General features: G+C 62.7%; 21 protein-coding genes and 1 pseudogene. 13 read left to right on the top strand and 9 right to left on the bottom strand.

What is annotated here, in order from left to right:
• Positions 1-121: 121 nt before the first annotated feature.
• The 6 genes from ACMZ6R_RS05625 (at position 122) to ACMZ6R_RS05650 (ending at position 4,892) form a co-directional block, all read left to right on the top strand.
• Positions 122-367 (top strand): Nif11-like leader peptide family natural product precursor, encoded by a 246-nt coding sequence (locus ACMZ6R_RS05625; RefSeq protein ID WP_416109904.1) that lies wholly within the window; start codon positions 122-124, stop codon positions 365-367.
• Between the two features lie 19 nt (positions 368-386).
• A complete protein-coding gene (locus tag ACMZ6R_RS05630; protein ID WP_416109905.1) occupies positions 387-1,079 on the top strand; it encodes a DUF1847 domain-containing protein in 693 nt (230 codons plus the stop codon).
• A gap of 190 nt (positions 1,080-1,269) precedes the next feature.
• Positions 1,270-2,376: an HlyD family secretion protein gene (locus ACMZ6R_RS05635; protein ID WP_416109906.1), complete on the top strand. Its 1,107-nt coding sequence runs from the start codon at positions 1,270-1,272 to the stop codon at positions 2,374-2,376.
• Between the two features lie 14 nt (positions 2,377-2,390).
• A complete protein-coding gene (locus ACMZ6R_RS05640; protein WP_416109907.1) occupies positions 2,391-3,974 on the top strand; it encodes a DHA2 family efflux MFS transporter permease subunit in 1,584 nt (527 codons plus the stop codon).
• Positions 3,975-4,204: 230 nt separating this feature from the next.
• A complete protein-coding gene (locus ACMZ6R_RS05645) occupies positions 4,205-4,552 on the top strand; it encodes a type II toxin-antitoxin system RelE/ParE family toxin (RefSeq protein WP_416109908.1) in 348 nt (115 codons plus the stop codon).
• A gap of 13 nt (positions 4,553-4,565) precedes the next feature.
• Positions 4,566-4,892 carry a helix-turn-helix domain-containing protein gene (locus ACMZ6R_RS05650; protein ID WP_416109909.1) on the top strand — a complete coding sequence of 109 codons (327 nt, stop codon included), beginning with the start codon at positions 4,566-4,568 and terminating at the stop codon, positions 4,890-4,892.
• Positions 4,893-5,009: 117 nt separating this feature from the next.
• On the opposite strand, the gene ACMZ6R_RS05655 is transcribed toward ACMZ6R_RS05650, so the two are convergent.
• Together ACMZ6R_RS05655 and ACMZ6R_RS05660 are read right to left on the bottom strand one after the other, a co-directional pair.
• Positions 5,010-6,308, bottom strand: coding sequence for a phenylacetate--CoA ligase family protein (locus ACMZ6R_RS05655; RefSeq protein ID WP_416109910.1), 1,299 nt, complete (start codon positions 6,306-6,308; stop codon positions 5,010-5,012).
• 34 nt (positions 6,309-6,342) lie between these two features.
• On the bottom strand, positions 6,343-7,209 hold the full coding sequence (locus tag ACMZ6R_RS05660) for an EamA family transporter (RefSeq protein WP_416109911.1): 867 nt from the start codon (positions 7,207-7,209) through the stop codon (positions 6,343-6,345).
• Positions 7,210-7,302: 93 nt separating this feature from the next.
• Here ACMZ6R_RS05660 and ACMZ6R_RS05665 point away from each other — a divergent pair, with 93 nt between their 5' ends.
• Positions 7,303-7,590 carry a hypothetical protein gene (locus tag ACMZ6R_RS05665; protein WP_416109912.1) on the top strand — a complete coding sequence of 96 codons (288 nt, stop codon included), beginning with the start codon at positions 7,303-7,305 and terminating at the stop codon, positions 7,588-7,590.
• Positions 7,591-7,775: 185 nt separating this feature from the next.
• Here ACMZ6R_RS05665 and ACMZ6R_RS05670 read toward each other — a convergent pair whose 3' ends face one another.
• Together ACMZ6R_RS05670 and ACMZ6R_RS05675 are read right to left on the bottom strand one after the other, a co-directional pair.
• Positions 7,776-8,273, bottom strand: coding sequence for a hypothetical protein (locus ACMZ6R_RS05670; protein WP_416109913.1), 498 nt, complete (start codon positions 8,271-8,273; stop codon positions 7,776-7,778).
• 2 nt (positions 8,274-8,275) lie between these two features.
• Entirely contained in the window at positions 8,276-9,034 is a 759-nt protein-coding gene (locus ACMZ6R_RS05675; RefSeq protein ID WP_416109980.1) for a DUF4198 domain-containing protein, read from the bottom strand.
• 158 nt (positions 9,035-9,192) lie between these two features.
• Here ACMZ6R_RS05675 and ACMZ6R_RS05680 point away from each other — a divergent pair, with 158 nt between their 5' ends.
• Positions 9,193-9,861 (top strand): precorrin-8X methylmutase, encoded by a 669-nt coding sequence (locus tag ACMZ6R_RS05680; protein WP_416109914.1) that lies wholly within the window; start codon positions 9,193-9,195, stop codon positions 9,859-9,861.
• A 496-nt stretch (positions 9,862-10,357) separates the two neighbouring features.
• On the opposite strand, the gene ACMZ6R_RS05685 is transcribed toward ACMZ6R_RS05680, so the two are convergent.
• Complete coding sequence (locus ACMZ6R_RS05685) at positions 10,358-11,155, bottom strand: MogA/MoaB family molybdenum cofactor biosynthesis protein (protein ID WP_416109915.1); 798 nt, start codon at positions 11,153-11,155, stop codon at positions 10,358-10,360.
• A gap of 99 nt (positions 11,156-11,254) precedes the next feature.
• Here ACMZ6R_RS05685 and rfbA point away from each other — a divergent pair, with 99 nt between their 5' ends.
• Positions 11,255-12,124 (top strand): glucose-1-phosphate thymidylyltransferase RfbA, encoded by an 870-nt coding sequence (rfbA, locus tag ACMZ6R_RS05690; protein ID WP_416109916.1) that lies wholly within the window; start codon positions 11,255-11,257, stop codon positions 12,122-12,124.
• Positions 12,125-12,273: 149 nt separating this feature from the next.
• Here rfbA and ACMZ6R_RS05695 read toward each other — a convergent pair whose 3' ends face one another.
• Positions 12,274-12,423 carry a hypothetical protein gene (locus tag ACMZ6R_RS05695; RefSeq protein ID WP_416109917.1) on the bottom strand — a complete coding sequence of 50 codons (150 nt, stop codon included), beginning with the start codon at positions 12,421-12,423 and terminating at the stop codon, positions 12,274-12,276.
• Between the two features lie 189 nt (positions 12,424-12,612).
• Here ACMZ6R_RS05695 and ACMZ6R_RS05700 point away from each other — a divergent pair, with 189 nt between their 5' ends.
• Together ACMZ6R_RS05700 and ACMZ6R_RS05705 are read left to right on the top strand one after the other, a co-directional pair.
• On the top strand, positions 12,613-15,174 hold the full coding sequence (locus ACMZ6R_RS05700; RefSeq protein WP_416109918.1) for a GAF domain-containing protein: 2,562 nt from the start codon (positions 12,613-12,615) through the stop codon (positions 15,172-15,174).
• A gap of 102 nt (positions 15,175-15,276) precedes the next feature.
• Entirely contained in the window at positions 15,277-16,806 is a 1,530-nt protein-coding gene (locus ACMZ6R_RS05705) for a glycosyltransferase family 39 protein (protein WP_416109919.1), read from the top strand.
• Positions 16,807-16,948: 142 nt separating this feature from the next.
• Here the strand turns inward: ACMZ6R_RS05705 and map are convergent, their stop codons facing one another.
• Positions 16,949-17,692: a type I methionyl aminopeptidase gene (map, locus tag ACMZ6R_RS05710; RefSeq protein WP_416109920.1), complete on the bottom strand. Its 744-nt coding sequence runs from the start codon at positions 17,690-17,692 to the stop codon at positions 16,949-16,951.
• Positions 17,693-17,752: 60 nt separating this feature from the next.
• A pseudogene (locus tag ACMZ6R_RS05715) lies at positions 17,753-18,241 on the bottom strand (ATP-binding protein); the annotation flags it as partial.
• 261 nt (positions 18,242-18,502) lie between these two features.
• On the opposite strand from ACMZ6R_RS05715, the gene ACMZ6R_RS05720 reads away from it, so the two are divergent.
• Positions 18,503-18,784, top strand: coding sequence for a BC1872 family protein (locus tag ACMZ6R_RS05720; RefSeq protein ID WP_416109921.1), 282 nt, complete (start codon positions 18,503-18,505; stop codon positions 18,782-18,784).
• A 552-nt stretch (positions 18,785-19,336) separates the two neighbouring features.
• On the opposite strand, the gene ACMZ6R_RS05725 is transcribed toward ACMZ6R_RS05720, so the two are convergent.
• Complete coding sequence (locus ACMZ6R_RS05725; RefSeq protein ID WP_416109922.1) at positions 19,337-19,774, bottom strand: hypothetical protein; 438 nt, start codon at positions 19,772-19,774, stop codon at positions 19,337-19,339.
• Positions 19,775-20,108: 334 nt separating this feature from the next.
• Here ACMZ6R_RS05725 and ACMZ6R_RS05730 point away from each other — a divergent pair, with 334 nt between their 5' ends.
• Entirely contained in the window at positions 20,109-20,531 is a 423-nt protein-coding gene (locus ACMZ6R_RS05730) for a helix-turn-helix domain-containing protein (RefSeq protein WP_416109923.1), read from the top strand.
• Positions 20,532-20,541 lie beyond the last annotated feature (10 nt).

Raw genomic sequence — 20,541 nt, forward strand, 5'->3', positions numbered from 1 at the left:
ATAAGTTGTCAGGGCCGGCGGCGGGCTGTGGCGGGCACGAAGGCGTATTCTTCAAATATGCGCCGCGCGTGGCCGCCACAGCCCGCCGACGGCCAGCCAACGGAAAACAAGGAAACCATATATGACGCTCGACAATGTCCGTCGGCTGTTTGCCTGCTACAAGACCGACAAGGAACTTCGGGCCAAGCTCTACAAGGCCGAGGGCCCCGAGGGCCGCGAGGCCGTGCTGCGCGAAGCCGGCCTGTATTTTACCGACGCCGAATTCGCGGAAATGGACGGCGTGCTCCACGTCAAATGCCAGACCCATGACGAGGCCGAGGAATTTTTCGAGTTCCGCAACTGGTGGAACATGCTGCAAGGCTCATAACGATAAGGAGACGCTCACCATGGCCGATGCCCCCCTGCCCCAATGCGCGCTGTGCCCCTACGACTGGTCCGAACGATTCTGCCGCACGGGCAAGGGCAAAGCACCCAAGGACTGCCCCTCGATCAAGATGCGGAAGCTGACCGGGCCGGCCGTGGAAGAAACCACCTCCGCCGCCTGCGGCGTCTTCGCCAAGCAGGCCTCCCTCCAGGAAGCCACCTGCTACGGCGGCCGCGAGGAAGGCTACGGCGCGGTCAAGCCGCTCAAGCCCCGCATCGTCGAAATCGTCGAATTCGCCCGCCGCATGGGCTACAAACGCCTGGGACTGGTCTTCTGCATCGGTCTGCGCAAGGAAGCCGCCGTGGTCCACGAAATCCTGGCCACAAACGGCTTCGAGGTGGCCTCCGTCTCCTGCAAGGTCGGCGGCGTATCCAAGGAAGTGCTTGGCATCACCCCGGCCGAGCAGGTCGATCCCGGCGCGGCCCACGAGACCATGTGCAACCCGGTGCTCCAGGCCATGGTGGTCAACGAGGCCCACACCGACTTCAACGTGCTGCTCGGGCTGTGCGTCGGCCACGACTCGCTTTTCTTCAAGCACGCCGAGGCCATGGGCACGGTGCTGGCCGTCAAGGACCGGCTGCTTGGCCACAATCCCATCGCCGCCATCAACCAGTACGACAGCTACTACCGCTACCTCAAAAAGCCGTTGCCCTGATCCGCATCCCCTGATTTCTTCCCGGTGATGGTTTCCCCGCCGGGGGTTAGGTTACTTTTTGGTGCGTGGTTGACAAAAAGAACCTAATGCCCACTATACGCCCTGTCTCCTGTCCTTTGGAGACTGGGAAGGGCCGTCCCCCACGTCGTACTTCCCAAGGACGCACAACCGGCCCGGAGCCTTTACCGTTATGTCCGCATCGCCTTCCGGCCAGGAGGACGCCGCCGCGCGTCCCGATACGGCCGTTTCTGATCCGTCCACGGCCGCCGGCCGCCCCCCCAAGGGCCGCCTGCGCCTTGTCGTCATCATCGTCTTTCTCCTGTGCTGCGGCGTGGGGGGAGCGCTCTACTGGCGTCATACCCGCCACTTCGAATCCACGGACGACGCCTTTGTCGCCGGCCATGTGACCACGGTCGCCCCCCGCGTCCCCGGCCGGGTCAAAGAGGTGCTCGTCACCGACAACCAGCAGGTGCACCAGGGCGACGTGCTGTTTCGCATCGATCCGGTCAATTACCAGACCCGCCTGGACGCCGCCCAGGCGGCCCTGGACACGGCCAAACGCAACCTGGAGGAAGCGGTTTCCCAGGAAGGCGCCGCCTTGGCCACGGCCGACGCCACCGAGGCCCAGGTGGCCTCGGCCAAGGCCACGGCCGACAATGCGGTCAAGGAACGCGGCCGCTACGACAAGCTGCTCAACGAGCGCGTGGTGTCCCAGGAGTCCAAGGACAACGCCGACACCACGGCCCGAACGTCCGTGGCCGCCCTGGACGTCGCCCGCAAAAAGCACGCCGCCGACGTGGCCCAGGTCGCCCTGGCCGCCGCCGCCATCGAGACGGCCCGCTCCAAGGTGAACGAGGCCCAGGCCGATCTGGATCAGGCCGCCCTGGACCTGACCCACACCGTGGTCCACGCCCGGGTTTCCGGCCGCGTGACCAACAAGGCCGTGGAGCCCGGGGATTACCTGCAAGCCGGCCAGGCCGTCATGAGCCTGGTCCAGCCGGACGTCTGGGTGGTGGCCAATTTCAAGGAAACGCAGCTCACCCACATGCGGCCGGGCCAGCCGGTGTCGATGGTCGTGGACGCCTTTCCCGGGCGGGAATTGACCGGGCACGTGGACAGCATCCAGCGCGGCACCGGCGCGGCGTTCAGCCTTTTGCCCCCGGAAAACGCCACCGGCAACTACGTCAAGGTGGTGCAGCGCGTGCCCGTCAAGATCGTCTTTGACGACATACGCCCCGAAACGCTGTCCCGCCTCGCGCCGGGCATGTCCGTCGAACCCACGGTGCTCGTGCGCTGAGGCGGTCCGATCCCATGGAAACCCCCTCCGCGCCGGCCGCCCCCTGGATGCCCCTGGCCAATCCCTGGCTGATCGCCGCGTCGGTCATGCTGGCCACCTTCATGGAGGTCCTCGACACCTCCGTGGCCAACGTGGCCCTGCCCCACATGGCCGGGAGCCTGGCCGCCACCCAGGACGAATCGACCTGGGTGCTGACCAGCTATCTGGTCAGCAACGCCATCGTGCTGCCCATGACCGGCTGGCTCAGCACCACCTTCGGCCGCAAACGCTTTTTGCTCGTGTGCGTCACGGGCTTCACCCTGGCCTCGGCGGCCTGCGGCGCGGCCCCGACCATGGCGCTGCTGGTGCTGGCCCGGGTGCTCCAGGGCGCGGCCGGCGGCGCGCTCCAGCCGCTGTCCCAGGCCATCCTCATGGAGAGCTTTCCGCCGCACAAACGCGGCATGGCCATGGCCGCCTTCGGCATGGGCGTGGTGGTTGCCCCCATCGTCGGGCCGCTTTTAGGCGGTTGGATCACGGACAACATGTCCTGGCGCTGGATCTTTTTCATCAACCTGCCGGTGGGCATCGCCGCCCTGCTCATGTGCCAGACGTTTCTGGAGGACCCGCCGTATCTACTGGAGGCCAAGTCCCGCCGGGCCGGCAAGATCGATTACCTGGGCTTTCTATTCATGGTGGCCTGGCTGTCCACGCTCCAGATCGTGCTCGACCGGGGCCAGGAAGTGGACTGGTTCGCCGCCGTCTGGATCCGCTGGTTTTCCGGGGTGAGTCTCGCCTCCATGCTGGCCTTCATCTGGTGGGAACTGCGCACAGCCCATCCGCTGGTCGATCTGCGCGTGCTGCGCGACCGCGATTTCGCCGCCTGCACCGCCATGATCGCCGTGGTCGGGGTGGTGCTCTACAGCGCCATCACCCTGCTGCCGCTTTTCATGCAAAACCTCATGGGCTACTCCGCCTTCGACAGCGGCATAGCCCTCAGTCCCCGGGGCATCGGGGCGATTATCGCCATGATCTTCGTGGGCCGGCTCATCGGCAAGGTGGACAACCGGGTGCTCATCGGCGGCGGCTTCATGCTCATGGCCTATTCGTCGTACCGCTTCGCGGAGATCAACCTCGACATCTCGCTTATGGCCATCATCTGGCCGAGCGTGCTGCTCGGGCTGTCCATGGCCATGGTTTTCGTGCCGCTGACCACGCAGGCCATGTCCAACCTGGAAAACGAGCAGATGGGCAACGCGGCCGGCATCTTCAACCTCATGCGCAATATCGGGGGCAGTATCGGCATCGCGGCGCTGATCGCCGTGGTGGACCGGGGAGCCCAGGCGCACCAGATGCTTCTCGGCGGCCATATCCGGGCCGACAATCCGCGCTTCCAGGCCTACCTGCAAGCCTTGCAGACCTACCTTACGCACCACACCGACGCGGTGACGGCCAAGCTCAAGGCCCTGGGGCTCACCTACGACCTGCTCGTGCAACAGGCCACCCTGCTCGCCTACATGGACGGCTTCCGGATAATGGCCTACCTGTGCCTGCTGTGCATTCCGTGCGTGCTGTTCCTGCGCCGGATGCGCAAGGGCGCCAAGCCGGTCATGGGGCACTAAAAGACGGGGGGAAACCTTTCTGAAGAAAGGTTTCCCCCCAGGCCCCCTTTCCAAAGACTTCTAACGGTTACAGTGTGTTGACGTTACCCTATTTGTAACCGTTGAAAGTTTTTGGGATGGGAGAGCGCGTCATCGTCATACCGACAAGCGCTTGAGGGCGGGGATGTTTCTTGACGATAGGGTAAATCTGCCATATTTCTCCGGCTGAGGACAGCAGGGCAATACCCGACATGAAAAAACTGTACTGGGTCGGAAACTCGAAAGAACAAATCCGCGCGTTTCCGGACGAAGTGCAGGATGAAGCCGGTACAACGCTTCGAAAGATCCAATACGGGCAGACGCCGGATAATACCTGTCCATTGACCGGCCTTGGCGAAGGCCTAAACGGCGTGATTGAAATCAAGGTCGACTACGACAAGGAAACATTTCGTGTGATCTATGTCGCCAAGCTTTCCAAAGGGATCTACGTCCTCCACGCATTCCATAAGAAGTCAAAAAGCGGGATAGGCATCCCGCCAAAAGAGAAGGATTTGATCGTCAAGCGCTACAAGTCCGCACGTTCCCACGATGCGGCGTAGCAGGAGAAGCGTCATGGAAGAAACCATCAGCGAAGGGACCGGAAACGTCTTCACCGACCTGGGGCGGCCGGACGCCGCCGCGCGCGCCTACAAAGCCGATCTTGTCATGATTCTTGAAGACATCATCAAGCGCCTGGGCCTCACGCAGGTTGAAGCCGCCCAACGTTGCGGGACCGACCAGAGCACCCTATCGAAAGTGCTTCGTGGACGCGTTGGTCTTGTGACCACGGACCGCCTGATACGCTGGCTCGGTTGTCTTGGCGGTTCCGTGCGGATCACCGTGGATACAACGCCCGGGAAGGCTGTCGCTCCGGTGTCCGTTCATTTCTGCGCGGCCTGACCGCTGCCTGGCCCGCTCCACCACCCCTTCGAAAGTTTTTGGGAGGAGAGAGCGCGAGAGGGGGACCTTTTTTTCAAAAAAGGTCCCCCTCTCGCATCTTCTTCTTTTTCCCCTCTTCTACTCTTCTATGCCGTTCCTGTCGTCGTGGACGCGCTTGGTCTTGCCGCAGCTGCGGGGCAGGCTGCCGGGCGGCAGGATTTCCACCCAGATGCGCACGAACAGGTGCTTGCGCAACGAGGTGGAGATGGCTTCGGACAGATTCTGGTCCAGGTCGCTTCCGGCCGAGGGTTTGCGCTCCACCTTGAGCACCATCTGATCACGGCCGTCACGGCGCAGGAGGCGTATCTCGAACTCGCTGTCCACGTCCCTGAACTCTTCCAGGACGCTGGCGATCTGGCCGGGGTAGATGTTGACCCCGCGAAAAACGAACATGTCGTCGGAGCGGCCGACGATGCGGTCGTGGCGCGGCAGGGACAGGCCGCACGGGCAGGGCTCGGGCATAAGCCGCGTGAGGTCCCGGGTGCGGTAGCGGATCAGCGGCGCGGCCTCCTTGCAAAGGCTCGTCACCACCATCTCGCCCACCTCGCCGGGGGCCACCGGCTGCAAGGTATTGGGATCGAGCACTTCCAGGATGAACTTGTCGGCCCAGTAGTGGATGCCGTTGTGGGCGGAGCATTCGAGCCCCGCGCCCGGGCCGTACAGCTCGGTCATGCCGGTGATGTCGAAGCTCTCCTCAAGACCCAGCCACTTCTCGAAGCGGCGGCGCATCTTGTCGGTGTGCGTCTCGGCCCCGAAAATGACCTTTCGCAGCTTGAGGCGCTTTTTCATGTCGCGCTTTTGCACTTCCTCAGCCAGGAGCAGGGCCATGGAAGCCGTGGAGCACAGACACGTCGTGCCCATGTCCTCGATGAGTTGCAGATGGATTTCCATGTTGCCCGGCCCGACCGGCAGGGCCATGGCCCCGAACCGCTCGCAGCCGAGCTGGAACCCCGCGCCGGCCGTCCACAGGCCGTAGCCCACGGCAATCTGCACCCGGTCGAGGGTGGTCAGCCCGGCCAGCTCGTAGCAGCGGGCGAACATGTCCTTCCAGGTGTCGATGTCGCGCTGGGTATAGGCCAGGATCTTGCGCTTGCCGGTGGTGCCGGAAGAGGCGTGGATGCGCACGACCTGTTCCTCGGGCACGCAGAGAAGCGGCAAAGGATAGCCCTGGCGCAGGTCCTCGACCGTGGTCACGGGCAGGCGGGACAAATCGTCCAGGCTCAGCTCCTGGCCGGGATCGTAGCCGGCCCCGGCCAGCCGCTCCCGGTAGACGGGATTGCCGGCGAAGGCGTGGCGGCAGGTCCAGTTGAGACCTTTGGTCTGAATGTCGGTCAGGGCTTTGGGGGAAAGTTCGGGCAAAAAACGGTAACGGCTCATGCGGGGCTCCCAAAAACAAGATCGGTCGGCCCTGTTATCCGAAAACCGCAATAAAGAAAACGCCCGCGACCATCAAAAGTGCCCCGGGCAGACGGTGGCCCAGATCGGGCTCGCGCAGCACGAACGCGCCCAAGAGAACGCCAAAAACGATACTGAGGCGCTTGACCGCGATGACGTAGGACACCTGAGTCAGCGGCAGGGCCTGCATCTGACAAAAAAGTCCCACCGCCTCGAGAAACCCGGCCGCGACAAGCCCCCACGGCGCGCGGGCGAGCTGGCGGCGGATATGCGGCACGCCGGCGGCAACACCCGGAAAAAGGGCCAAGGCCGTGGCCGTGTAGACAGCCGCGCCCCAGACCGGCGGCGACGAGGCGGTAAGCCCCAGCTTGTCGACATTGGCCCCAACGCTCCAAATAAGCGCCACCAGCAGCATCAGCCGGGAGCCCTTGTTGGTGAAAAGCGCCCGCACCGGCCCGAGCAGGCCGTGGCGGCTTTCGCGCAAATTGAGCACGTACGCGCCGACGACCACCAGCAGGATGCCGCCCACGCCGGCCGGTTCGGGAAATTCGCCCACGGTCACGGGCGAGGTGAAAAGGAGAAAAAGCGGCGTGAAGGCCAGCATGGGGAGCGTCAGGGACAGATCGCCCGCGGCCAGGGCCCGGCCGTAGAGCCAGTAGGTCACGCCGCCAAGGGTCCCGCCGACAAGCAGCAGCGGCCAGAAGGCGTCGACGATCACCGGCCCGGGAGACGCGGCCGCAAACGACCACAAAAAGACCGAGGCCGCCACGCAATAGGCGAACATGACAAGAGCGGGGTCGATGCCGCCAAGCGCCCGCTTGAGAAAGGTGTCCTTGACCGCCTGGGTCAGGGCCGTCACGCAGGCCAGAAAAAACCAGGTCATGGGCCGCCGTTTCCGTTTTTTTCCCGGCCACAAGCGGCCGCGGCCGGACCTTACAGAGCCACGTTCGCGGCGGCAAGCGGCCCTCGCCGGGACGTGACGCGCGCCGCCGGGCCGTGCTACGTGCCCACGACCCTCGGCTACGGCGTGGTGGTGAGCCCCGGCGATCCCGATCGCTTCCTGGAAGCGCTGCGCCGGGCGGCCGCCCCTGGCGTGGCCGCGCCGTATATTTTCACGACACGGGCACAGGCGCATCCCGGCCGACGACAAACGGCCGGAACCTTTCGGTCCCGGCCGCCGTCGTGGGGTTGGAGGGTTGTGGAGGTTTTGTGGGATGCGCTCTATGGACCGCCCCGGGGACAGTCGGGGCTTCCTTTCCTTTGAACCGCCCGCCACCGGCCGAGCCGAAGCCGGCGACTGGCGCTCCGTCTTTCGGGATGTCCCGGTCGACGTGGAGGCATTTCTAGCCAAATTGAAAATAATAATCAAGATCAAAATCAATCGAACACAAAAAAACCGCGGCTCCGGAACGACCCGACGCCGCGGCAATCAAGAGGGGCAGGAGAAAATCAGGTTCGAAACTCCCCTTTCCGGCCGGCCCGACGACGCAACAGCGCCGCAACGAGCCCCAGGTTGGCCAGCAGACTTACGCCCAGCACGATTTCCCGCCAGCCGGGACCGATCGCCCCGCTTCCAGCCTGGACAACCGGCGGCACGGGCTTGCCGGGATTCGCCTGCGCCGCCACGGTGACGGCATGCACGGCCCGATGGCCCTGACCGTCGGAGGCGGCCACGCTCCACACGCCGGGCCCGGACGGCACAAAGGCGAAGCGGCCCCGGGCATCGGCATGGGCGCTTTGATAGAGCGTCCCTTCCTGCCCCGGGGTCGTCACCTTGACCTGGGCGAAGGCCATGGGTTCCCCGTCGGCGTAGAGGAACTCCATGGCCCTGGCCGCGCCCGGGTCCATTTCCCGCGAACCGACGCCGTGTGCGAAGACGGTGACGGGGTACCCGGCCATCACCGCCCACACGGCCACAGCCGCGAAAAGAAAACCGATCCTCCCCATGGCTACTGCACGCAAAACGTCAACGTGGAGCGCAAGGCTTCCCGGTCGATGGTCTTGTCCGCCGACGGGCCCTTCATCTCGGTGCGCACCATCCACAGCCCCGGATGCGTGATCCGCACCTTGGCCACGCCGTCATCGCCCGTTTCGGTATAAAAGGCGTAGGTATTAGGATTCTTGGTAAAGCCGTCATAGGTCGCCAGCACCACGGCCGGCGTGGGCTTGCCATCCAAAAGCACCTTCACGTCCATGTCCTGGCCGACCTTGACCTTGGCCGGATCGGTCAGCGGCACAAGCTCCAGCTTCTGTCCGACCACGGCGTCGAACCCGGCATCGCTACCGCCAACCGACACGATGGCCTTGGCGAATTTCTCGTAGCTGTTGCTCTTGGTCGCCCCGGGCAAGTCCTTCTTCGTGCCCTTCTTCATGCCCTCGGGCGTCAGGCTCCAGACCTGCGGCAGCCGGTGCACCAGAATCAGCCCCGCGCCCGGCTTGGCAAACGTCGCCTGTCCGTTGAACACAAACGTCTTGGCATCCGGCGTCAGCTTCACTTCCACAGGCTTGCCGTCGGTCACGACAAACGCCTTGACGTCCGCCGGCGTCTCCAGTTCCTCGCTGACAATGAACACATGGGCCGAATGCACGCCGAACGGCACGGCCTTGCCCACGGCCGCCGCGCACGTCCCCGGCTTGATGGCGATTTCATGCGCAACCGCCGGACCCGCCACGCCAATTCCCAGCAACAGCCCCAGCACGACCAGCATTTTTCTCACGATACAGAACTCCTTTTATATATTTAATAAAATTTCATTATTGCTATTTGTGACTAATTTATAATTCGTGCTACTGTCAACCCCATAATCGACCGCGCCCCTTGGCCCTCTTCCGAAACCCAGGTACCTATCCTACCAAGAGGTGCATCATGCCCGAGACTCCCGAAATCCAACCCGTCACCGCCCCGGAGGCCATCGAAGCGCGATCGCTGGCCATCATCGACGCCGAAGTCCCCGAGCCGCGTCCCTTCGCCGGACACCAGTGGGCCATCGTGCGCCGGCTCATCCACACCACAGCCGACTTCGAAATGCTCGACCTCGCGCGCTTCTCCCCAGGCGCCGTCGAGGCCGGCCTCTCCGCCCTGGCCAAAGGCGCGACCATCGTCACCGATACCGAAATGGCCCGCTGCGCCGTCCCGACCAGACGCCTCACCCCGCTTCGATGCTCCGTGCGCTGCCTGCTCAACGACCCGGCCGTCGTCGCCGCCGCCAAAGCCGCCAACGGCACCCGCGCCGCCGCCGCCATGGACGCCGCCCTCGATACCATCCAAGGCCCCATCATCTTCGCCATCGGCAACGCCCCAACCGCCCTGCTGCGCCTCGTCAAACGCCTGGACGCCGGAGCCCCCGCCCCCGACCTCGTCATTGGCATGCCCGTCGGCTTCGTCAACGCCGCCGAATCCAAGGCGCTGCTCATGACCCGCTCCGACGTGCCCTGGATCAGCATCTCCGGCCGCAAAGGCGGTTCGGCTCTGGCCGGCGCGACCGTCAATGCGCTGGCGATTCTGGCGGGCGACAAGCGAGGAGAGGAAGACTAGGTGAGGCGGGGCTCTGCCCCGGGCCCCGGCAGAGGCTCCGCCTCTGCACTCCGCCGGGGGGCTTGATGCCCCCCGGTCCCCCCTTTACGCCTTGCCGGGCGGGGGGGGGCGCGGGTTGATGGGAATCGAGTCTTTTTTGTTGCCGCAATCGGCCCGGCGACACGAGGCGCTTCGCGCCTCGACGCCGGACACGATTGCGGCAACAACCACGCCAGCGGCGAAGCGCCGCATTTTAAGAAAAAACTCTTATGTTCGCCCCGAAGGGGCGACGGCGTGGTGGAGGCGGAATTTGCTTGGGACGAGCTTGTCGCGAAGCGACATGCACCGTCCCGACAAATTCCGCCTCCATCTTCTCCACTCCCCGCATTCCCGCCAGCCAACCCCTCCCCCGTCCAGCCCCCCCCGGACGGGGAGTCCGGGGGGCCCGTGGCCTCCCGGCGGGGTCCGGGGCAGAGCCCCGGTTCCTCCTCGCTGCCTCCGCCTCCTCCTCAGCCGCCTACGCCTGGGCGCAGTCGCTGGGGTCGCCGCGCAGCTTGTCCAGGCCATGGGGGATGGCGGGCAGGATGGCGGCGAGGGTTTCGCGCACGGCTTTGGGCGAACCGGGCACGTTGACGATGATGGCTTGGCCGAGGGTCCCGGCGATGGCGCGGGAGAGCATGGCGTGGGGCGTTTTGGCCAGGGAGGCGGTGAGCATGGCCGTTTCGAATCCGGGCAGGCGTTTTTCGATGACGGCGAGGGTCGATTCGGGGGTGGTGTCGCGGGGAGACAGGCCGGTGCCGCCGGTGGTGACGATGAGGTCGTAGCCCTGGGTGAGGGCGAGGTCGACGAGCAGGGCCTTGAGCATGGCGGGTTCGTCGGGGATGATGTGTCCCTTGGCCAGGGCGACGGGCAGGGCGGCGGCGCAGGCCGTGGCGATGGCCGGGCCGGCGGTGTCGGCGCGAAGTCCCTGGCTGCCCTTGTCGCTGAGGGTGATCCAGGCCAGGGCCAGACCGGGCTTTTCGGTGGCGAAGGCGATTTCGCCGGCGGGCAGGTCTCCGGGAGTCAGGACTGTGGCGACACTGACACGGCTGGCGGGGATGTCGCCCTCGCCGGGTCGGGAAAAAGTGCCTTCGATCCGCAGGCTCGGGCCGGCGGTGGGAGTCAGGACGGTCCCGGGAGCCAGGCGCGGCAGCCGGCCGGCGGCGATGGCCAGGCGCGGGGCGTATTCCGGGGCTGTTGTTTCGACGAGGTGCAGGCGATCGGCGACGGCCAGGGAAAGCGGTGCAGCGGCGAGAAGGCGCAACGGGTCGGGCATGGCGGCATCCTTTGCGGACCTTGCGGTTTTTTGCGGGTTGGGTCAAAAGCGTGCCAACGATACGTCCGGGACAGGCGGATAATCAAGCGAGGAGCACGGATGAAAGGCATCATACTGGCTGGCGGTTCGGGGACGCGGCTTTATCCGATTACGCGGGTGGTGAGCAAGCAGCTTTTGCCCATCTACGACAAGCCCATGATCTACTATCCGCTATCCGTGCTGATGCTGGCCGGCATCCGGGACATCCTCATCATTTCCACGCCGTCGGACCTGCCCCGGTTCAAGGAAATGCTCGGCGACGGCACGAGTCTCGGCATGTCGTTTTCCTACAAGGTGCAGCCCAGGCCCGAGGGGCTGGCCCAGGCGTTTCTGCTCGGCAAGGAATTCATCGGCAACGACACGGTGAGTCTGGTTCTTGGGGATAACATCTTTTACGGCCAGGGGCTGGCCACGGTGTTGCAGCGGTGCGCCAGGCTGACGGACGGCGGCATCGTCTTCGGCTACAAGGTGCGTGATCCGCACCGCTATGGCGTGGTGGAGTTCGATGCGCAAAGAAACGTCATCAGCATCGAGGAAAAGCCCAGGGAGCCCAAGTCCAAGTTCGCGGTGACGGGGCTGTATTTCTACGACAACGACGTGGTGGGGATTGCCGAGGGACTGGAACCTTCACCGCGCGGTGAGCTGGAGATCACGGACCTCAACAACGTGTACCTGCGGCGCGGCAAGCTCAAGGTGGAATTTCTGGGCCGCGGCTATGCCTGGCTCGACACCGGCACCCATGAGTCGCTGTTGCAGGCGTCGAGTTTCGTGCAGGCCATGCAGGAGCGGCAAGGGGTCCTGGTGGCCTGTCCCGAGGAGATCGCCTTCCGCATGGGCTACATCACGGCCGGCGAGGTGGAAAAACTGGCCAGCGACATGCTCAAAAACGCCTATGGCCAGTATCTGATGGAGATGATCCGGGAGGCGTAGGCCGGCCTCTCCTCGTCCTTGCAAAAACAAGAACGCCCGCGGCACGAGGTGGAAACCTTGCGCCGGGGGCGTTTTCTTTTTATTTCGATCCCGCCCGTTCGGGCGGGTGCCGCCATGCCGCGCGGCGTCCCCCTTTCAGGGAATGCGGGCTAGTGATGGTCCTTTTTCAGGGACTGGCGAATACGCACGAAGGCCGTGACGACGATGATGGCCATGTAGATGTAGATGGCCGTCACCCCGAAGAAGCCCTGCTCGGTGGAATGGCCCATATTCGTGACAAGTTCCGATACCATGCTCATAGCCTTCACTCCTTCGGATCGTTTGGCGCATTGGCGCGGCAAATTTTTTACGTCAGCCCGCCCCCCCGCGTCAAGGCTCCGAAGCGTTTTGCCCGGCTGACCGGGGGAATCGCAAAAAAGCCAGGATCGCGGAACCCGCTTTCGTTTTTTATCGACTCGGGGTAATTATGGAAGTTGGAGAGGAATCACGTGACCCAACCACCCGAACAACACCATGCGCCCTATGCCGGCGTCGTCCTGCCCCTGGCGGCGGGCCTTGGCACGGCCTTTGTGCTGGCCGTGGTGCTGCTGGTCACCGCTTCCTGGTATCGTGAGCATCTCTGGCTGACGTGGGACCTGTGGGGCTTGCGTTTCTTCTATATCGCGGCCGTGCTGCTGGCGCTGGTGCCGGGACTTCTGGTCGGGCTTCTGGTCGACAGGCAGGCCAGGTTGCGAAAAGCGCTTACGCGGCGCGGCCAGGAAATCGACGCCGCCCGGGCCGAGCTTGTCCGGACCAACCAGGCGCTTACGGCTCTCGGCGCGGTCAATCACGAGCTTATCCGGGCCAGGGACCGGGAATCCTTTCTGGAAAGCGTGTGCCGGGTGCTGGTGGAAAAATCCGGCTACGGCCTGGTCTGGGTGGGCATGGCCGAGCCGGGGGCGGGCAAGCGGGTGCGTGTCGCGGCCCGGGCCGGCGAGAAGGCCCTTTGGCTCGACTCCCTGGACGTACGCTACGACGAGGGGCCCCGGGGACGCGGTCCGGCGGCCTCGGCCATCCGTAGCGGACGCATGACCGTGGTGCCCGACTTTCGGGAGGCGGTGTTCTTCAAGGAATGGCCCAACCGGCCGGCGGCCTTGGACCGTTACGCCTCGGCCGTGGCCTTCCCGCTCGTCGTGGACGGCCGGGTGGTCGGCGCCCTGTCCATTTACGAGCCGCGGCCGCGCGAATTCAGGCGGGAAGAAATCGAGCTGCTCGACCAGATGGCCGCCGACGTCTCCCACGGACTGCATTTTCTCCATGTTTCGGCGGCGCGCGATCGCACGGCAAGGCTGTTGCGCCAAGCGCTTCGCGCCAGCGCGGCCATGGCCGACACGACCCGGGGGCTGGTGGCCGACGACCTCGACCTGCCCGGCATGGCCGCCCTGGTCCTCGGACGGGCGCTCACCCTCACCGATAGCCCCGCCGGGACCATCGGTCTTGTGGACCAGCGCACGGGGCGTGTGGACTGGTTGGCGACCACCGGCCCGAATGGACGCGTGACGCCCCAACGGTGCGCGGATTGCGAATTCTACCCCGACAACCTCGGCCACTATTCCGGACCCTTTGCCGCCACCCTCAACACGGGGACGGTCATCCGGCAAAACGAGCCGATTTCCCTGGACGCGTACGCGCCGTGCCTTTCCCGGCAGGGGCTGGGCGGCCGTTTCCTGGCCATGCCGTTGCGCCACGCCCAATACGGCCCACGGGGACTTATCCTGCTGACCGGGGCCGACCGGCCCTACGCCGAACGCGACACCCGGGCGGTGCAGCGGCTGGCCACGCTGTTCGACGTGGGCGCGGCCCGGCTGGAAGTCAAGGAGGAGCTTGTTTTCGCCAAGCGCCGGGCCGAGGCGGCCAACGAGGCCAAGACCCAATTTTTGGCCAACATCAGCCACGAGCTGCGCACGCCCATAAACGGCATCCTGGGCATGGCCCAGCTGGCGATCCTCGAGGGGGCCACCGGACGCGAGGCCGAATACTGGCAGACCGTGCGTGATTCCACCGACAAGCTGGTGGAGATCGTCGACAACCTGCTGGAACTGGCCAACGTCGAATCCGGCTCGCTTTCGCCCATGCTGCGCGAATTTTCCCTGCACCGGCTGCTGGCTTCGCTGCGCGACGCGTTTTCGGTGCGGGCCGGGCTGGCCGGGCTGAACCTTTCCCTGGAGATCGATCCGGCCATTCCGGACAAGCTGCTTGGCGATCCGTTCCGGCTGCGCCAGATCATTGCCAACCTGCTCGGCAACGCCATCCGTTTCACGCCGACCGGGGGCGTGTCCATGACGGTGCGGCCCTACGACCACCGGCAACCGGCAACGGCCTCGCGGGTCCACGTGTCCAAGGACTTTTCCGGCGTGTGTCTGGTCGTTACGGTTACCGACACCGGGGTGGGCATCGCCAAGGAAAAACAGGCCGCCATTTTCGAGAGCTTCACCCTGGGTGAGGAGTGCCTGACCAAGCGTTTCGGCGGCACGGGCATGGGGCTGTCCATCGCCAACCGCATCGCGGAGCTGCTTGGCGGCAGCATCGAAGTGGAAAGCCAGCCGGGTTTTGGCAGCAGTTTCACCGTGACCCTGCCCATGTGGCCCGTTGCCGCGCCGGCGGCCGAGGCGGAGGCGCCGCCGGCCGTGCTGCCGCCGCTCAGGTTTCTGGTGGTGGAGGACGAGGCCGTCAACCGGCTGGCCCTGGCCCGCAGCCTGCGCAAGCTCGGGCATACGGTGTTCGAGGCCGGCAACGGCGAGGAGGCGCTGCGCCAACTGTCCCTGGAACGGGTGGACGTGGTCATCATGGACGTGCAGATGCCGGTGATGGATGGGCTGGCGGCGGTTGCCCACATCCGTAACGGCGAGGTGCCGGGCGCGAGCCGGCGGCTGCCGGTGGTGGCGCTGACGGCCTACGCCTTGGAAGGGGACCGCAAGCGGTTCCTGGCGGCCGGCATGGACGAGTTCGTGACCAAACCCTGTGAGATGGAGCAGCTTTTGCGGGCTGTGGCCAAGGTGGTGGGGCCATAACAAAGAGAGGCCTGTTCCGGCCAAAGGATGGCCAATTGCATCTCCACAGGCGGCGTGCTACGCATCGTGGCTGTTTTGCCCCACGAAGAGGAGGACGCGTCCGTGACGCCGCAACACCGTCGGAATAATCTGGTCAATCTCCTGTTATCCATCTTTGCAGTCGGACCTTTCCTCTATTATACGCTAGCGCGATACATCAATCTTGACTTCTGGTACGATGAATTAACGACATTTTTACTCTATGCATGCGTACCACTCAAAAAGACCGTCACAGATTACAGCTTCCCAAACAACCATATTTTTTTAAATATACTCAATAACGTTTACCTCAACTGCATCGGCTTACATGATCTTCACGAGCTTGTCCTGCACCCCTGGGCAATCCGCCTCCTCATGCTGGCCTATGCGCTGATTTTCCTCTTCTTTCTCTTCCTGATCGGCCGCAAGCTCTACGACACGCAAACAGGGATACTGGGTGCCACCGTCGCCGCGACATCCATTCCCTTCTACAATTTCGCGACACAGGTGCGTGGCTATATTTTGAGTCTGGCCCTGCTGGCGGCAGGCCTGTACTTCGCCATCGACTACGCACAACGCCGAAAAACACGTTCCCTCGTGTGGATGACCCTTCTCTTCTCACTCCTTCTCTATACGATACCACTCAACCTGTACATTCTTTTCGCAATCGGCGTCTATTTTACAATAATGCTGTTGGTTGCCGTCCTGCGGAAACAACCTGATTGGAAATATTCCCGTAACATCGTCATCGGCCTTTGCTGCGCCGTGGGCATCGCCAGCCTGCTCTATGCCCCTGTTTTGGGGGAAGTGCTCCACAACAGGTTCGTCACCTCACTGGGCCTGTTCTCGCTGCCCATCCTGGCCGATGTCACGCCGAGTATATTCTTATTTTTCTTATCCGACCGGTATTATCTTCTCATCATTCTCGCCGCATGTTTTGCCATGGCTCTTTGGAAACGGGCCTATCGCCCGCCTTTTCTCCTCTTTTTCCTGACGCTTTACACGGTTCCCTTCCTTACCAGCTTCGTGCGTGGGGATAATTATATCTACCGGCTCTACGTCAATCTTGTCGGCATATTCGCTCTGCTTGTCGCCACCTGCTGCGACGCCATCTTTCGCGTTCCAAGGCTGCAACGCTACAAGACTCCGGTCATCGCGCTGCTGATCCTGGGCATGAGCGGCACCTTCATCCTGGCGGTTCACAAGCTGGAACGCTCCTGGGCCGCCGACATCACCACCGGCCAGCGGCAGATGAACACCTACAGCAACTGGCATCAGTATTTTTACGACGTCCGGGGAATCGTCCGGCTGGTCCGACAAGCCGAAAAAGGCCGGGACATCCCGGTCAATGTCATGAAAAAGGACGTGGATGAACTCTCCATGCCCTGGTATCTGAAGCGGTTCGGAGTGACGCATACGGTGTGCGCCAGCGACGATGCCGTGCGGTTCGGACCGGACGGCCAAGCGTTCGTGATCACCGGGTTTCCCGATGTCGTCGCGGCCCGGCTGGCCAAGACCTATCCCGGCCTTGCCTGCCGCAGGCTCAATACGGACCTGCGCTTTCACAATCTGCTGGAATGCAGGCTGCCGGCGGATGCCGGGACCAAAAAATAACGGCGCAGGACAACAGAAGCCGGAACCCGTTGCCGGCCCTCCTCGCCTCACGCGGCGGCCGGCGACGAGAAGGTAGCCCCCCGCCGCCGGCCGGGCCGACAACGGGGGGACGCCAAGCTGATGGCCTCGATGCGGCTGCGGCTTACGCCGCCGTCACCAGCAGCGGGCCGTCCTTGGTCACGACCAGGGTGTGTTCGTAGTGGGCGGACAGGCTGCGGTCCCGGGTCCGGATGGTCCATTTGTCCGGGAGCACCCGCACCCGCCCCTTGCCGGCGGCGATGATGGGCTCGATGGTAATGACAAGCCCCTCGGTCAGCTTTTCCCGCGCCCTCGGGTCGCAAAAATTGGGCACGCAGGGTTCCTCATGGATCGAGCGCCCCACGCCGTGGCCGCACAAATCCTTGATCACGTCGAAGCCCCAGCGGCGCACTTCCTCTTCCACCGCCTTGCCGATGTCCCGGACGCGATTGCCGGGCTGCGCCGCCTGCATTCCCTGGTGGAAAGCGCTTTGCGCGCAACGCACCAGCTCGTCCGCCTTGCGGTCGACCTGGCCGACACGCACGGTCACGGCGGCATCGGCCACATAGCCGTCCTTTTCCGCCGTGACGTCGCACTTGACCAGGTCCCCTTCCGCCAGCTTGCGCGGTCCCGGGATGCCGTGCACGGCCTCGTCGTTGACGCTGATGCAGGCCGTCCCCGGAAAGTTGTAGACCTTGGACGGCGAACCCTCGGCCCCATGGGCGGCCAGCACGGAGGCGCAGACGGCGTCCAGCTCGGCCGTGGTCACGCCAGGTTTGGCTGCCTCGGTCATGGCCTCGAGACTCATACGGACAATGGCCCCGATGGCCCGCAATTTTTCCAAATCCTCATTCGAACGCAATGTCATGGCATAACCTCGTTGGCAGGGTGGGGATCTCCATGTCCGAACGGACGGAGCCCCGATGCTTCAAACAATCCGCTGCCGATCCATATTTCGTAAATTCACGGCCTCGGCCAGATGCTCGACGCGCAAGTCCGCGTCGCCGTCCAGGTCGGCTATGGTGCGGGCGATACGCAAAATCCGCGTATGCGCCCGGGCCGAAAGCCCCAGCCGCCGTACCGCGCCTTCCAAAAAAGCGTGCCCCTCGGCCGAGAGCCGGCAAAAGCGCGCCAGCGAACTCCCGGACAGGCGGCTGTTGACCGCAAAGGGAAGCCCGGCGTAACGCGCCGCCTGGACCGCCCGCGCCGTGGCCACACGCTGCCGCATGATCGCCGAGGTGATGGGCGAGGCATCCTCCCGAAGCGCCTTGTACGGCACGGCCGGCACCTCCACCTGCAAGTCGATGCGGTCCAGAAGCGGCCCGGACAGCCGCGACCGGTAGCGCCGCACCTCGGCCTCGCCGCAGGTGCAGGCATGCCGCTCGTCGCCCATGTAGCCGCATGGGTGCGGGTGCAAAAATTGTGATAGAGGTTCTCAAGTAGGTCAAGCTTATTATCGGCGGGAGAGGTTGCCGGCCCTTCTCATCAAGACCGGGCATCCTGCAATCACGCCAGTTTTATCCCGCAATCATTCAGCCTACCTCCTCCCTTTCACCCGATTAATCTCTCAGCACAGGTCTCGCAATTTTTTATTGGCAAAAAATCATTCTCGCCTGATAATACCGACAAAGGGAAAATGATAGGTGAATCCCCAGATTCGACCCCGAGGAGTTAGAGCATGTCGGATGAGATGGACCATCGCGTAGCAAAAGAAATTTTGGGGTTGAAAATCGAAGGAGCTGATACGCCACGCTATTCTGCCGATATAAATGCAGCCCTGGAAGTGGTGCATCATTATGATAAACAGAATTATATTTGGACAATGCAAAGCGAAACGGGTGGACGATGGCGTGTCATGCTTACAAAGGGTCCACGCCAATGGCATCAGGTTGTGTCTGATGATGGACTGCCAGCTGCAATCTGCCTCGCTGCTCTGAAGACTGTAGCCACCGCTTTGTAGTCGACAGCTTCCGAGCTTGTTGCCTTCTCCCTCGTCCACTCCTCTCTACGGCATCTACGGCGCGTCTCGAGTGCAAGTACTACCGCTTACTTCAATACCTCCCCCTACCCTAGCACATATCGCCCATCCTTCCCGATCCTGATTCTGCCTGCCGCCATAAGCTGCGGTACCGTCCGGGGGCGCGTCCCCTCGGGAACGTCCAACTGGAGCCGAAGCAGCCCCACATAATGTCGCTCGACTACCCGGTGAATGCGCTTGCGATCCTCGAAGCGGACCTCTCGATCAAAGCGCAAGCACACTTGGCCAGCATCATCCAAGTACGCCGTCGTCGATTTTCTGGCCAGCCAGGCCAGTGGGTCGAATGGGGATGGCATACCATCCTCTGCCGTAGCGATGCGGGAAAAGAAAGCCCTCTCCGGGCCTTGACGTCTGGAGACGTATAAGAGAATCGGTAAAAATAAATTAGAAAGTGGGTCGCCCTCCTGGAACTCAGAGCGGGACTTTGCGCAAGGCGGAGAGCCTTTGAAAACACGTTGGCGCATGCTTGCTCGCCTATGGCTCTCCGCGTTTGCCATGATCGCAGCAGTGGCCCTCTTTGGTCAGCCCCAAGAGTCTACCCGTCGATGGATGCGCGGGCGTGTGGCCGAGGTAGTTGACGAGCACACGTTCGGGGTCCAGCCGAATGGCAAGCATTTCTGGTTTACTGTGCGTGTTGAGGGGCGACAGCTTGAGGGTTGGACAACTGCTTAAGGTCCAGCCGATCAAATTCGAGAGAGATGGGGTGTTGCGGGCGTACGCTTTCGAGCCAGGAGACCACGCCAATTCACCTGCTAATTTGTCATTTAATTCGGCTAACTGGCAAAATCCTGCGGGAAAATCCGCAAAAATTAGCTTGACGAGTAAACCTAATTCGTTGACACACTCCCAGCGAGTGTTAACTTGCAGGTTAACAGAATGCCCACGAAAATAGTTGCCGAGGGAAACGAACATAAGGTTCTTTTTTGGGCGGAAACCCCGGAGGGGCTGGAAGGGGTATTTTGCAACTGCCCGACCATCAAACAGCATGAAATCAACAAATTAGCTTGCATAATAAACTATTATATTGAGCTCGGAAGTTTTCCTTCTAACTGGAAAAAGTTCCACAAATTACAAAATGAACAATACTTATATGAAATTAAATCGCACCAGATAAGGCTTCTTGGTTTTTTTTACACTTCTGGATTTGTTATTGTTCTATGTGTCAGAAAAAAGAAGGACGAACACAGCAAGTCAGATTTAAAAAGGGCTAACAGATTTATAACTCTAGCCTTAACGGAGTTAAACAATGGAACATAAAATTGGAAATACGACGTTCTACGGCGAGCTCGCCGAGGCCGTTTCCAAGATTAGCCCCGACGAGTGGGATTATTACAGCTACATTGGAGATCTCTCCGACCAGATTGTGGAATACATGGGGCAACACGATATCAGCCAAGCTGAACTGGCCCGCCGCCTGGAAACTAGTAGATCCTTCGTTTCCAAGATTCTGAGTGGTGACGTGAATATGACCCAAAAAACGCTTGTGAAGATCCTGAACGCCTTGGGTGCGAAACCTAAGACGAAAATCATCTCGAAAACCGAAACCATTAGTTGGCTCTGGAGAGTTAGAACGCCGCAGGATAACAGAGTCCCCCAATGTAACAACTTCTCCAAAATTGAGATTGAGACTTTCCGGTCGTTTGACTCAGACTTTGTTAATGCGGCTTAAGATAATATAG

The organism is Solidesulfovibrio sp. C21, from assembly GCF_047785625.1.
Classification (GTDB): Bacteria; Desulfobacterota; Desulfovibrionia; order Desulfovibrionales; family Desulfovibrionaceae; genus Solidesulfovibrio.

Excerpts from the sequence above, each read along its gene's own strand:
- ACMZ6R_RS05655 (WP_416109910.1), bottom strand. The coding sequence starts at position 6,308 with ATGAGCCGTTACCGTTTTTTGCCCGAACTTTCCCCCAAAGCCCTGACC.
- ACMZ6R_RS05720 (WP_416109921.1), top strand. The coding sequence starts at position 18,503 with ATGTCGGATGAGATGGACCATCGCGTAGCAAAAGAAATTTTGGGGTTG.
- rfbA (WP_416109916.1), top strand. The coding sequence starts at position 11,255 with ATGAAAGGCATCATACTGGCTGGCGGTTCGGGGACGCGGCTTTATCCG.
- ACMZ6R_RS05630 (WP_416109905.1), top strand. The coding sequence starts at position 387 with ATGGCCGATGCCCCCCTGCCCCAATGCGCGCTGTGCCCCTACGACTGG.
- ACMZ6R_RS05670 (WP_416109913.1), bottom strand. The coding sequence starts at position 8,273 with ATGGGGAGGATCGGTTTTCTTTTCGCGGCTGTGGCCGTGTGGGCGGTG.
- ACMZ6R_RS05680 (WP_416109914.1), top strand. The coding sequence starts at position 9,193 with ATGCCCGAGACTCCCGAAATCCAACCCGTCACCGCCCCGGAGGCCATC.
- ACMZ6R_RS05635 (WP_416109906.1), top strand. The coding sequence starts at position 1,270 with ATGTCCGCATCGCCTTCCGGCCAGGAGGACGCCGCCGCGCGTCCCGAT.
- ACMZ6R_RS05650 (WP_416109909.1), top strand. The coding sequence starts at position 4,566 with ATGGAAGAAACCATCAGCGAAGGGACCGGAAACGTCTTCACCGACCTG.
- ACMZ6R_RS05725 (WP_416109922.1), bottom strand. The coding sequence starts at position 19,774 with ATGTTCGTTTCCCTCGGCAACTATTTTCGTGGGCATTCTGTTAACCTG.
- ACMZ6R_RS05660 (WP_416109911.1), bottom strand. The coding sequence starts at position 7,209 with ATGACCTGGTTTTTTCTGGCCTGCGTGACGGCCCTGACCCAGGCGGTC.
- ACMZ6R_RS05730 (WP_416109923.1), top strand. The coding sequence starts at position 20,109 with ATGGAACATAAAATTGGAAATACGACGTTCTACGGCGAGCTCGCCGAG.
- ACMZ6R_RS05640 (WP_416109907.1), top strand. The coding sequence starts at position 2,391 with ATGGAAACCCCCTCCGCGCCGGCCGCCCCCTGGATGCCCCTGGCCAAT.
- ACMZ6R_RS05695 (WP_416109917.1), bottom strand. The coding sequence starts at position 12,423 with ATGAGCATGGTATCGGAACTTGTCACGAATATGGGCCATTCCACCGAG.
- map (WP_416109920.1), bottom strand. The coding sequence starts at position 17,692 with ATGACATTGCGTTCGAATGAGGATTTGGAAAAATTGCGGGCCATCGGG.
- ACMZ6R_RS05625 (WP_416109904.1), top strand. The coding sequence starts at position 122 with ATGACGCTCGACAATGTCCGTCGGCTGTTTGCCTGCTACAAGACCGAC.
- ACMZ6R_RS05675 (WP_416109980.1), bottom strand. The coding sequence starts at position 9,034 with ATGCTGGTCGTGCTGGGGCTGTTGCTGGGAATTGGCGTGGCGGGTCCG.
- ACMZ6R_RS05685 (WP_416109915.1), bottom strand. The coding sequence starts at position 11,155 with ATGCCCGACCCGTTGCGCCTTCTCGCCGCTGCACCGCTTTCCCTGGCC.
- ACMZ6R_RS05645 (WP_416109908.1), top strand. The coding sequence starts at position 4,205 with ATGAAAAAACTGTACTGGGTCGGAAACTCGAAAGAACAAATCCGCGCG.